The following is a 13,043-nucleotide window of genomic DNA, read 5'->3' as shown; positions in this document are numbered from 1 at the left end:
AAAATAGAAAGAAAAAACAGAAAGAAAAAAAAGCAAAACCAATAAATTTTCACTGATTTTGCTTTTTACTTTAATTAAAAATTATATAAATTTAATCAACTATAAATTAATTCAACAATGTCCACTCATTGATTTAACGATGCTCACAACTCAATAAGGTTTCAGGTTTTTTCTTGATTTTAAGATTTAAAGAACTTGAAATAATTCCTGAACAAATAAACGCAGCACCGATAATAATGTTGATTGTAATCGGCTCATGCCAAAGCACATAACCAAAAAATAAACTTAGAATAGGAATACACATGATTGAAATAGACGCAACAAAGGTATCCACCTGACTCACAATCCAATTCCACAAGGCAAAGGCAAAACCTGTCCCAATCACAGCAATATAGAACAGGATTGAATCATTCAGTGGATTCATCCAAACTTTAACATCTACAGGTTCAAAAATTAAAGCACCGATCAGAATCACCACCCCACCCATCAGCAATTGCCAACAGGTCAATTTGATTTTGTCATAAGTTGCAAAATTCTGTTTGATATACACTGTGGTTAAAGCCCAGAAGAAGCCAGACAAGATTAAGAAAGCTTGACCAATTAACGATAAATTCAAATGAATATGATGTAATTGTGGCCAAAGAATTGCAACCAAGCCCAATGTGCCAAGAACCAACCCAATCATTTTTTGGCTATTTAAACGCTCATTTAAAATATAATGCGCCAATACACCAATAAAAATAGGCATAGTAAACACTAAAACCGCAGACAATCCTGAATCAACAAATTGCATGGCAAAGGTTTGTGTTGCATAAAAACCAATACATATCATCAAACTTGAGATCATCAGTTTTTGCCATTCACCTTTTGCGGGTAAAACAGATTTCCTTAACAGTACTTGAACCAACATAAGGGTAAGCGCAGCTAAGATTAAACGCGTAGAAATAAATAAGAATGGCGGAAATATTTGCAAACTATGTTTGACCAATCCCCACAAAGATCCCCAGACGAGACACAATAATACAATTGCACCAATCACTCGAAGATTCATTTGCTGTACTCAACAGATGGAAAGTACATAGAGTATAGAAAATAAATGACATCATGAATAATGCTATGTTTTAATGTACACATCATTTTTTTTGATGCTAAAGCAGATACTTTAGTGTCAGCACGTATTCAATGCATTATTGAGGAATTGAAATGAATATCGATATGGGTGATATCAAATCATTTGTGACTGTTGCTGAACTAAAAAGCATTACCGCAGCAGCAAATAAACTCAATTATTTACAATCGAATATGACTGCAAAAATAAAAAAGATTGAAAATCACTATAAACGTCAACTATTCATCCGAAAACCCAAAGGTGTTGAGCTGACCGAATCAGGAATGAATTTATATCAACAATATAAAAAAATGATCTTCACGTGGGAAGAAACAGAAAATAAAATCTATCAACAGGAAAAATATTTACGCTTTGGTACCAACACCAGTTTAGGCGGGATGCGTTTCTACCCATCTTTTAGTCAACTTTATGAAACCTACCCTGAGCTTTCAATCACCATGAAAACAGGTGCTACAGGCTATATTGAAGATGAAATTTTACGCGGAAACTTAGATATCGCTTATGTTCTAGGTCACCCAAAACAGAAAAATATTCAGTATATTCAAAAGGCAGATGATCAATTGGTGATTATTGGGAAAAATGTCATCAACCATGACAGCCTTGAAGACTGTCTCAATCATCAAAATATTTTACTTGCCTCAGAAGAATGCTGTTATGCAACCACTTTAGATCATATTTATACAGATTATCATTTAACCAAAGGTGAATTAACCCATATTTATGATCATGAAGCCTTAGTCAATTTCACTCAATTGGGTATGGGAATTTCAATGATTGCAAAATCACTGATTAAAAAATTTAATATTCAATATTATCGAGAAACACCCGAACAATATCGAGATATCGGATTCTATCTAATTGCACGAAGTGAACATGTATTTACCCCAATTGAAAAGCAGTTTATTGGTTTAAATGATCAGCTATGATCCCAAACGAATCAGATAAATTGGGTTAACCCTATACATCCAATTTATCTTACTTTTAACATAGGTCAATCCGCAGCTTGCCATTTGGTCTTACGCACATTCAGCAAATCAGCAAATCAGCAAATCAGCAGCCCTATACAAATACCCATTGGAAATCCAATCAAAAATAAACATCCAATAATGGTAGACATCAATCTCCCCATTTCACTACCCTTTTCAACTTCCTATTAAATTTCACACCTCGTTAATTTGACTTTTCTTATAAGTTTTTAAATGGGGTGCATGGGTCATTTAAGTAAATTAATTTCGCTCTATAAATTGTCATTTTTTTCAATGTTAACCTTCAAATCCAATAAAACATTGATTGAAAAAGTGCTACAATACTGCGTTTATAAAATTCTCTTTGGCCACCCATGTATGTGGTGCCTCTTTCGAAATAGTTAGGACGAGCAATGACTGATAATGCAACGATCTTGCAGAATGTACCAGTAGGCAAAAAAGTGGGTATCGCTTTTTCTGGTGGTCTAGATACTTCAGCAGCTTTATTGTGGATGAAACAAAAAGGCGCAGAACCTTATGCTTATACAGCAAACTTAGGTCAACCTGATGAAGATGACTACGATGCAATTCCGCGTAAAGCTGAAAACTACGGTGCTGTAAAAGCCCGATTGGTTGACTGCCGCTTACAACTTGCATTGGAAGGTATTGCTGCAATTCAATGTGGTGCATTCCATATCAGCACTGGTGGTGTTCCTTATTTCAACACAACACCATTAGGTCGTGCAGTAACAGGTACAATGCTTGTTACAGCAATGAAAGAAGATGATGTTAATATTTGGGGTGATGGTTCAACCTATAAAGGGAACGATATTGAACGTTTCTATCGTTATGGTTTATTAACCAACCCTGCACTTAAAATTTACAAACCTTGGTTAGATCAGCAATTTATTGATGAATTAGGCGGTCGCGCTGAAATGTCACAATTCTTGATCGACAATGGTTTTGATTACAAAATGTCGAAAGAGAAAGCCTATTCAACAGATTCAAACATGTTGGGTGCAACTCACGAAGCGAAAGATCTTGAATACCTCAATGCCGGCATCAAAATCGTTGAGCCAATCATGGGCGTTGCGTTCTGGAAAGAAGACGTAAAAGTTGAAGCTGAAGAAGTTTCTGTAACGTTTGAAGAAGGCTTTCCTGTTGCATTAAATGGCAAACGTATTGAAGACCCTGTTGAATTCATTCTTGAAGCCAATCGCATTGGTGGTCGTCATGGTCTAGGTATGTCTGACCAAATCGAAAACCGTATTATTGAAGCAAAATCTCGTGGCATCTATGAAGCTCCGGGAATGGCGCTTCTTCATATTGCTTATGAACGTCTTGTAACTGGTATTCATAACGAAGACACTATTGAACAATATCGTATCAATGGTTTACGTCTAGGTCGTTTATTGTACCAAGGTCGTTGGTTCGATTCACAAGCATTGATGCTACGTGAAACAGCACAACGCTGGGTTGCTAAAGCAATCTCAGGTACTGTGACTTTAGAACTTCGTCGTGGTAATGACTACACGATTATGAACACTGAATCAGAGAACCTCACTTATGAAGCTGAGCGTTTAACCATGGAAAAAGGTGATTCAATGTTTAGTCCTGCTGACCGTATCGGCCAATTGACTATGCGTAATCTTGATATCACGGACACTCGCGCAAAACTTGGTATTTATACCAATACTGGTTTATTGGCTGTCGGTACAGGATCTGCGATCCCTCAGTTGAAAGACAAAAATAAATAATTTTTGATGAAAAATAAAACCGCCAAATTGGCGGTTTTTTTAGCTTTAGCCTTAATGACTTTTCATTAAAGATTGCTTATCAAGACACTGCATTCTTCGTTTCAGGCTGCGATAAGTTTTGTTGCTCTAATTTTTGCTGTTGTTTTTGCAACTCAATCTTTTCAGCATGTTCTTGGCGAATTTGATCATATTCTCGTTTGGTTTCGGCATCACTTTTAGCCGCAAGAAAAGCCATTCCAACTAAAAATACCGGAAAAAATAATGCTAATGTCGCAAAGATATAAAATTTTTTCGAACTTGTCTGTGACATAAATTCAAGGCTTTCAATAAATTTAACTAGGCTGGTTAATATAACAGAATAATCCCATCCAATACATTACTCGCCTACAGCCATAGGATTACAATCCCCTATTTATTGAAAGCGAAAAACTTAAGTAAAAAGCATATCACCTTGTGATTTAGAAGCTTCAGCAATCACTTCCACCAATACTCTTCATCCATCAAATTATTGTTATATTGAGCTTATTCTCCAAACCGCTTTAATAGAATCCGCTTTAATAAAAACCAGTTGCCCATAAAACAAAAACGGTCTAAGCAAATTTAAAAAACAATTAACGATTTTTCGTTTGCTTATAAGCCTCTTGGGCTATAGCCAAGCTTTTCTTTTTACCTTCAACAGTATCTGGAATCTCATTAGATGTTCCGTTTCCAGAGTGGCGTTGCAGATGTTGCTGCTGAGAATACTGATGCATTTCAGACTGAGTTTTTTGTTGTTGTATCGAAGTTTGGTTTGCAGTTCGTTGAGTTAATTTTTGTTGAAGTTGTTGCTGTGGATTTACTGTAGCAGTTCCAGCACAGGGTCTAGATTGGTAAGTTACCGAACCTTTTACCACACATTTGTGTACGTCTTTAGCAAATACATGATGAGAAATCCCTAAAGCTAAGATAACCAACAATACTTTTTTCACAACCAACACTCCATTTAAGTTTCAACAAAATATCAACAAATGATTTAAATTGCTATTTACACAGGAGTTTTCTTATTCACAGGAGTTTGCATCTACAATTAAGGTATAAATATGACTTTTTTTGCCAAGTTTTACAGCATTTTGTCATACGTCAAATCCTTCAGTTTCAAGATTTAATTTGAAGGTTTTTAAGTGATTGCTGAACAATAAAACCATGAACCATAGAAACAGGCAGCATATAAATTTTCCCAAAAAGATTATATGTCACTACACTGGTACATATCGTTAATTCATTTCTAAGCTCATCATATTCCTCGATTTGCAAAACCAACAATACACTCAAATGTTTATCGGTTGACTGTAAAAAAAGCTCACGATCTGAGACTTTGACCACATCAAAAAAATCTGCTTTCCCACCGACTTGAAGCGGTTTAGTTAATTCACCAAAGCCTTGAATAGGTTGCACACCACCTAAATGCCGGCTTAAAAAATCTCTTAGCTTAAACGCAGCTCTCAACCAAACTGGCGGCTTACTGGTCATTAGATAATAGGCTTGAGTACTGGTAAGATTTTTATCAATATATTGCTTGGCTTCATGTAAAAAATTTAATTGATCAAGTGGAGCAACCAGTATTTTAGGATCTTTTTCTATATTCATTCGATTAACTCCTTAAAATATAATTAATATTTTTTTAAATAGATACTAAAAACAGTCTACAGTAATCAGTTGTTGGTGCAATTACTCACAGCCTAAAGTTTAATAAATATACTTAGATTCTAGAATAAAATAGACAAACCATAAATAAAAAAAGGCCCACACTTGGCAGACCTTTGATTATGTTGTGTTTAGATTAATTATCCATGTTATCAATAATTGCTTGACCAAATTCAGAACAACGAAGCAAAGTTGCACCTGGCATCAAGCGCTCAAAGTCGTAGGTGACAGTTTTCGCAGCAATCGCTCCCGATACGCCCTGAATAATCAAATCAGCAGCTTCAATCCACCCCATATCTCGAAGCATCATTTCTGCAGAAAGAATAATAGAGCCTGGATTGACTTTATCTTGGCCTGCATATTTTGGTGCCGTACCGTGGGTTGCTTCATATACAGAAATTGCACCACCAATATTTGCACCCGGCGCAATTCCAATACCACCTACTTCAGCTGCCAAGGCATCAGAAATATAGTCACCATTTAAGTTAAGTGTCGCAATCACAGAGTATTCAGAAGGACGCATTAAGATTTGCTGTAGGAAGGCATCGGCAATCACATCTTTAATAATGATCTCTTTACCCGTTCTTGGATTTTTAATTTTTACCCAAGGGCCACCATCAATCAGCTCGCCACCGAAACGATCAATTGCCAGTTCATAGCCCCACTCTTTGAATGCACCTTCGGTATATTTCATAATGTTGCCTTTATGCACTAAAGTTACACTTGGCTTATCATTATCAATCGCAAACTGGATCGCCTTACGCACTAAACGCTGAGTACCTTCTTTCGATACAGGTTTAATACCAATCCCACAATTATCTTCAAAACGAATCTTGGTTACACCCATTTCTTCTTTTAAGAATTTAATGACTTTTTTCGCTTCAGGAGAATCCGCTTTCCATTCGATACCTGCATAGATATCTTCGGAATTTTCACGAAAAATCACCATGTCGGTCAATTCAGGGTGTTGAACAGGTGACGGTACTCCTTCAAACCAACGCACAGGACGTACACAAACATAAAGGTCGAGCTCTTGGCGTAAAGCGACATTCAATGAACGAATACCACCACCCACAGGTGTAGTTAATGGACCCTTAATCGAAACCACAAATTCCCGCAGTGCCTCAAAAGTTTCTTCAGGCATATAGGTCCCGTAGATTTTATCTGCCTTTTCACCACAGTAAACTTCCATCCATTCGATCGAACGTTTGCCAGCATATGCTTTTTGAATTGCGGCATCTACAACAGCTTTCATGGCTGGAGTAATATCAACACCAATACCATCCCCTTCAATAAAAGGAATGATTGGATGATTTGGAACATTCAGTGACAAGTCTGCATTTACAGTAATTTTGCTACCATCGGCAGGTACTACGATCTTCTGATAACCCATTGTTCAGGTTCTCCCTTTTATTATAGTTGGCAAATCCAAAATAATTGCCAAATAGACAATACTTCTAACCCTTCTTAGCGCATATCAGTCTAGTCTAATTCGTACATTTTTTGAGATTTATACGAGGAATAACAACATTTCTCTACTGAATAAAGCACAATGTTTCATTATTTAATATCATTCAAACCATCATTTTTTATATAAATCGACAAGCTCAATCATCCCTAATGCTTAAAATAAAAATATTAGCTTTGCTTTTCCATACACATAAATTTTCCAAGAGCCAGATCTTTAAAAGTGAGACTTACTATACATTTTCACTATAAACATGATTTCTAATTTTTTGATTTTATATTCGCCATTTAATTTAAAAATCTATAACATTTTGACAATAGATTAATGAACAAACCAGCCACCTTAAAACCACAATATATTCATATATTTCATTGCATTAAATTATGCACCACAATAGATCACAAACAAAAATCGGTAATTTTATTTTTATTATTGGTGTTTTTTGCCATTGATTTATATTTTAAAAAAATAATTTTCACAAGGTCACAATCAAGTTAAGATTAATTACAAAAGTAATTCACTTTTACTATATGTTTTCACATGAATTTTAATGAAAAAATAAATCAAAATTCATTTTTTAATTCTTTCTGCCTATCCTATCGTCTCCAATCAAATTAACCATCTTTGCAATTATTATTTAGTCTTAAAATCTTTAACATTATTCCTGTTTTTTAAATCGTAATGAATTTTGAATTTATTGTGATTCAACCTATCTCATGGATGTAAATAATGGATAAAACTTACACTAAAGAAGAGAAGCGAGGTCGTATACGCGGTATCGTCGGCGCAGCTTCAGGAAACTTAGTAGAATGGTTTGATTTTTATATTTATGCTGTGTTTGCGGCATATTTCACTAAAGCATTAACTGCACCTGATATGGACTCCGGTACTCAAGCAATTTATGTATGGGGTGTCTTTGCAGCCAGCTTCTTTATGCGACCAATTGGTAGCTGGGTTTTCGGACGAATTGCCGATAAACATGGCCGTAAAAAATCAATGGTCATTTCCATCTGTCTTATGGCAGTAAGCTCTTTCTTATTTGCCGCACTCCCAACCTATGAACAAGTTGGAATGGCAGCACCTTTCCTACTTTTACTTGTTCGCCTGCTACAGGGTTTATCTGTAGGTGGTGAATATGGTGCTGTAGCAACCTATATGAGCGAGCTTGGCTTAAAGGGTCAACGAGGCTTTTTTGCTTCTTTCCAATATGTCACCTTGTCGGGCGGTCAATTATTAGCAAGCTTGCTCGGTGTTATTATGCTGGCATTCCTTTCAGAGCAGCAATTGCTTGATGGTGGCTGGCGTATTCCTTTTGTCATTGGTGGTATTGCTGCAATTATCTCTCTACTTGCACGTAGCCGTTTAGAAGAAACATTATCTAGCGAAGACAGTGATAAAGAAGAATCGGGAAGCTTAAGTGAACTATTTAAAAATCACTGGAAAACCTTCTTATTGGTTGTAGGTTATACCTCTGCGGGCTCCCTCACTTTCTATGTGATTACAGTATATTCAAAGACCTACCTCACCAATATGGGTGTAGATAGTAAAACTGTCGGATTCATTATGACAGCTTCACTCTTTATCTTTATGCTTGCACAACCGGTGTTTGGTGCTATTTCTGACCGTATTGGCCGTCGTGCTGCAATGCTTGCCTTCAGTGGTACTATGGCGATTTTCATCTATCCAGTCATGGTGATCTGGATGCCACATTTCAGTTATTCGCCATTGATGGTTGCTCTGTTACTTATTTTCCTCATGATGTTGCTCAGCTTCTATACCTCTATCAGCGGATTGGTTAAGGCAGAAATGTTCCCACCACATGTTCGCGCATTGGGTGTTGGTTTCTCTTATGCTGTGGGTAATGCAATCTTTGGTGGTTCTGCACCGTCTGTTGCACTACAGTTCAAAGCGGCGGGTATTGAAAGCACCTTCTTCCTTTATGTGATTGTCATGTTAGTGATCTGTTTCTTATGTAGTTTTAAATTACCGAAAGAACCTGAATATCTAAAACATGACCACTAAACAACATGATCAACCAACTAATAGCTTGTGATCACTGATTAAAACTTGAGATCTACGCTATTCAAAAAAGCTGTACTACCCAAAGGTGGTACAGCTTTTTTATTATTAGGCTTAGCTTCAATAGATGCTGTTTGCAAGTTACCTAGCTCAATTTCACGCAATGGTAAATTCTAGCAAGATAAAACCACCAATCCCCCGCCTAAGAAAAATGTATTTACAACTCAGCCTCGGTAAATAAATAAAGTTGAAGAATACAAAGCGTAATCTGATATAGTAGCGCACATATCGTAGTCTTTATCTTTACCCAACTCTCTTCAAACGGGTAACTTTATCAAACTCAAAAATTTTATTGATATTTATTAGTGGTCTAAAGTGAAAATTGTCATTCTTAATAAACCTTATGACGTCCTCTCCCAGTTTCGTAAAGACGAAGCACATATGACGATGTCTGACTTCGTAGATGACTCGACTTTGCGTTTGGCGGGTCGTCTCGATATGGACTCTGAAGGTTTAGTTTTTTTAACTGATCATGGTGGTTTAAATCAATACATTACCAATCCTGCCAATAAGAAATTTAAAACTTATTTGGTGCAAGTTGATGGTGATGTGACTGAAGAAGCCCTAGAACAGTTGCGTAAAGGTGTTGAGCTAAAAGATGGTATGACTTTACCTGCTCAAGCGAATAAAGTTGAACAACCTGAATGGTTATGGGATCGTGATCCACCAGTACGTTTCCGTGCCAATATTCCAACATCTTGGATTGAAATTTCTATTTGTGAAGGCCGTAACCGTCAAGTCCGTCGTATGACTTCGGCTGTTGGTTTTCCAACTTTACGTTTAATCCGTACCAAGATTGGTGCAATTGATTTGGTGCAAATGGGTTTACAACCTGGTGAAACTAAAGAAATTGAACCATTACTTTATCCAGACTTCCAAAATATTCCAGCAGATGAACCTTATCGCTCACGCTCTTATGTGAAGAAACCTGGCGGTACAGGCGGAAAACCAATTGTTCGTAAGAATAAAGATGGTTCAACAAAGAAATCTGGAACTAAACGTATCTGGCAAATGGAAGATGGTGAAAAACCACGCCGTAAGACCAATGGTACCACCCGCCCTAATACCAAAGCACCACGTGGTCGTGGACGTAATGGCCGCTAGAATTTAATACTTCTAAGCCATTAATCAATTGCCGCATATTGCAAAAATGCCCAATGAAACTCATTGGGCATTTTTATTTTATAACTAAAAAACTCAAGACCAATTAAAACCAATCGCCCCCTCATCATTTAAATTGATTCATGCGTAAACTTGCAAATAAATAACTTAAACAAAGATTTACTCCCTCAATAAAAAAGCCGATGCGTATGCATCGGCTTTTCTCACCAACAAGATCGTCGGTTTATAGCATTTAAAACTTAAACAGTTGCAAGTGTAGCGTTAAGCGTCGCACTTGGACGCATAACAGCTTCAACCTTAGCGGTATCAACTGCATAATAACCACCGATATCCGCTGGTTTACCTTGAACAGCTGCAAGCTCAGCAAGGATTTTGTCTTCGTTCTCATCCAATGCTTTTGCAAGTGGTGCAAACTTGGCTTTTAATTCAGCATCGTCATTTTGTGCAGCAAGTGCTTCAGCCCAGAACTTCGCAAGGTAGAAATGGCTACCACGGTTGTCAAGCTCACCTGTACGGCGTGATGGAGACTTGACGTTATCCAACAATTGACCAGTTGCTTGATCCAATGTTTTCGCCAATAACTTAGCACGCGCATTGTCTTCTTTAATACCTAGCTCTTCTAAAGAAACAGCCAAGGCCAAGAATTCACCAAGAGAGTCCCAACGCAAGTGGTTTTCTTCTACAAGCTGTTGTACGTGTTTAGGTGCTGAACCACCCGCACCTGTTTCGTACATACCACCACCCGCCATTAACGGAACGATAGACAACATTTTCGCAGAAGTACCCAATTCCATGATTGGGAACAAGTCAGTTAAGTAATCACGTAAAATGTTACCAGTCACTGAAATTGTATCTAAACCACGAGCAACACGTTCAAGCGTATAACGCATTGCACGTACTTGTGACATGATTTGGATATCAAGACCCGCTGTATCATGATCTTTCAAGTATTTTTGTACTTTCTTGATCAATTCATTTTCATGCGGACGGTATGGGTCAAGCCAGAAGATTGCAGGCATACCTGAGTTACGCGCACGCGTTACCGCAAGTTTTACCCAGTCACGAATCGGTGCGTCTTTCACCTGACACATACGCCAGATATCGCCTTCCTCAACGTTTTGTGACATCAACACTTCACCAGTTTCAAGATCTGTGATGTTTGCAACACCCGCTTCAGTGATCTCAAAAGTTTTGTCATGTGAACCATATTCTTCAGCTTTTTGCGCCATCAAACCAACGTTTGGCACAGTACCCATAGTACGTGGGTCAAAGTTACCATTCCACTTACAGAAATTAATCATTTCTTGGTAAATACGTGCGAATGTTGACTCTGGCATAACAGCTTTACAATCATACTGCTTACCATCAGCACCCCACATTTTACCACCGCCACGAATCATCGCAGGCATAGATGCATCCACAATCACATCATTTGGTGAATGGAAGTTGGTAATGCCTTTCGCTGAATCCACCATTGCAAGTGCAGGACGGTGTTCTTGGCAAGCATGAAGATCTTCAATGATCTCTTCACGCAATGATGTTGGTAAAGTTGCAATCTTCTCGTAAAGACCAGCCATACCGTTATTGACGTTAATACCTAACTCATCAAATAACTTAGCGTGCTTTTCAAATGCTTCTTTATAGTAAATTTTTACACAGTGACCGAATACAATCGGGTGTGAAACTTTCATCATAGTTGCTTTTACATGCAACGAAAATAAAATGCCTGCTTCACGGCAATCATCAAGTTCTTTCTCATAGAAATCGCAAAGCGCTTTCTTGCTCATAAACATTGAATCGATGATTTCGCCATCAAGTAATGCAACTTTTGGCTTAAGCACAATGCTCTCACCATTTTTGGTGATCAGTTCCATTTTTACGTTACGCGCACGGTCAAGTGTCATTGACTTTTCACCGTGATAGAAATCGCCCTCATCCATATGCGAAACATGTGTTTGTGACCACTGTTTCCATTCGCTCATTGAATGTGGATGTTTCTTCGCATAGTTTTTCACTGCTGCAGGTGCACGACGGTCAGAGTTACCTTCACGTAACACTGGATTCACCGCAGAACCAAGGCACTTGCTATAACGTACCTTAATTGCTTTTTCTTCTTCAGTTGTTGGATTTTCAGGATAGTCTGGGATTGCATAACCCTTTGACTGAAGTTCCTTAATACATGCGCTCAACTGAGCAACAGATGCACTGATATTTGGGAGTTTGATAATGTTAGTGTCTGGATCTTGAGTAAGACGCCCTAAATGCGCAAGGTTGTCAGATACTTTCTGTTCATCGCTTAAGTATTCCGCGAATTCTGCAAGAACACGAGCAGCTACAGAAATATCAGTTTTGACAATCTCTACGCCAGCTGGCTTAGTAAAGGTCTCAATGATCGGCAGTAGCGAATAAGTCGCCAACAATGGCGCCTCGTCAGTCAGTGTGTAAATGATTGTTGACTTTCCACCAGCCATATATAGCCCCTTGCTTTAAATTGTGTTTTGAGAACCGAGCTTGTGACCCAGCCCTTACGAACCGACTTGCTTAAATTTAACCCCAAGAGTATCAGCCTTCCTGGTATTACAGTCAACGTAAGATCTGTGATAACGACATTTCGTAAAAAAATGGTACATCACAAATATTGCATTAATATCAATATTTGCACAAAAATTAAGCATTTTCTTGTAAAAATAGTCATTCCGACCAAGAGCAACAACAATCCATGCCGTCTTGTGCTGTATTGTTTTAATCATTAAAAATTTTATCTTGCTGATTCTTACAGACTGAGCAGCAAATTGAAAGCCATTGAAAATACATCGACGCGCTTCAGTGACATAAAACAA

10 protein-coding genes are annotated in these 13,043 nt (G+C 37.6%); 4 read left to right on the top strand and 6 right to left on the bottom strand.

Features of this window, described 5'->3' with window-relative positions; all coding sequences use genetic code 11:
- Nucleotides 1–133: 133 nt before the first annotated feature.
- On the bottom strand, nucleotides 134–1,051 hold the full coding sequence (locus tag L3V46_RS06655; RefSeq protein WP_239045254.1) for a DMT family transporter: 918 nt from the start codon (nucleotides 1,049–1,051) through the stop codon (nucleotides 134–136).
- A 152-nt stretch (nucleotides 1,052–1,203) separates the two neighbouring features.
- Between L3V46_RS06655 and L3V46_RS06650 the strand changes: the two genes are divergently transcribed.
- Together L3V46_RS06650 and argG are read left to right on the top strand one after the other, a co-directional pair.
- Nucleotides 1,204–2,055, top strand: a complete 852-nt coding sequence (locus tag L3V46_RS06650) for a LysR family transcriptional regulator (protein ID WP_004724903.1) — start codon at nucleotides 1,204–1,206, stop codon at nucleotides 2,053–2,055.
- A 452-nt stretch (nucleotides 2,056–2,507) separates the two neighbouring features.
- Nucleotides 2,508–3,851 (top strand): argininosuccinate synthase, encoded by a 1,344-nt coding sequence (argG, locus tag L3V46_RS06645; protein ID WP_004724905.1) that lies wholly within the window; start codon nucleotides 2,508–2,510, stop codon nucleotides 3,849–3,851.
- A 79-nt stretch (nucleotides 3,852–3,930) separates the two neighbouring features.
- Here argG and L3V46_RS06640 read toward each other — a convergent pair whose 3' ends face one another.
- From L3V46_RS06640 to icd, 4 genes are all read right to left on the bottom strand, one after another.
- Nucleotides 3,931–4,161: a hypothetical protein gene (locus L3V46_RS06640; RefSeq protein ID WP_239045253.1), complete on the bottom strand. Its 231-nt coding sequence runs from the start codon at nucleotides 4,159–4,161 to the stop codon at nucleotides 3,931–3,933.
- Between the two features lie 301 nt (nucleotides 4,162–4,462).
- The gene (locus tag L3V46_RS06635; RefSeq protein ID WP_034616240.1) at nucleotides 4,463–4,819 is read right to left on the bottom strand and encodes a hypothetical protein; all 357 of its coding nucleotides are present in this window, start codon (nucleotides 4,817–4,819) and stop codon (nucleotides 4,463–4,465) included.
- Nucleotides 4,820–4,985: 166 nt separating this feature from the next.
- Nucleotides 4,986–5,477: a DUF2867 domain-containing protein gene (locus L3V46_RS06630; protein WP_239045252.1), complete on the bottom strand. Its 492-nt coding sequence runs from the start codon at nucleotides 5,475–5,477 to the stop codon at nucleotides 4,986–4,988.
- Nucleotides 5,478–5,670: 193 nt separating this feature from the next.
- Complete coding sequence (gene icd, locus L3V46_RS06625; protein ID WP_034616235.1) at nucleotides 5,671–6,927, bottom strand: NADP-dependent isocitrate dehydrogenase; 1,257 nt, start codon at nucleotides 6,925–6,927, stop codon at nucleotides 5,671–5,673.
- Between the two features lie 804 nt (nucleotides 6,928–7,731).
- Here icd and L3V46_RS06620 point away from each other — a divergent pair.
- Together L3V46_RS06620 and L3V46_RS06615 are read left to right on the top strand one after the other, a co-directional pair.
- Nucleotides 7,732–9,024, top strand: a complete 1,293-nt coding sequence (locus L3V46_RS06620) for an MFS transporter (RefSeq protein WP_004823065.1) — start codon at nucleotides 7,732–7,734, stop codon at nucleotides 9,022–9,024.
- Nucleotides 9,025–9,396: 372 nt separating this feature from the next.
- A complete protein-coding gene (locus L3V46_RS06615; RefSeq protein ID WP_004823066.1) occupies nucleotides 9,397–10,185 on the top strand; it encodes a pseudouridine synthase in 789 nt (262 codons plus the stop codon).
- Between the two features lie 257 nt (nucleotides 10,186–10,442).
- Here the strand turns inward: L3V46_RS06615 and L3V46_RS06610 are convergent, their stop codons facing one another.
- The gene (locus tag L3V46_RS06610) at nucleotides 10,443–12,674 is read right to left on the bottom strand and encodes an NADP-dependent isocitrate dehydrogenase (protein ID WP_239045251.1); all 2,232 of its coding nucleotides are present in this window, start codon (nucleotides 12,672–12,674) and stop codon (nucleotides 10,443–10,445) included.
- Nucleotides 12,675–13,043 lie beyond the last annotated feature (369 nt).

It is taken from the genome of Acinetobacter sp. AG3 (assembly GCF_022343575.1).
Lineage (GTDB): Bacteria > Pseudomonadota > Gammaproteobacteria > Pseudomonadales > Moraxellaceae > Acinetobacter > Acinetobacter guillouiae.
This window is presented reverse-complemented; position numbering and strand designations above follow the sequence as displayed.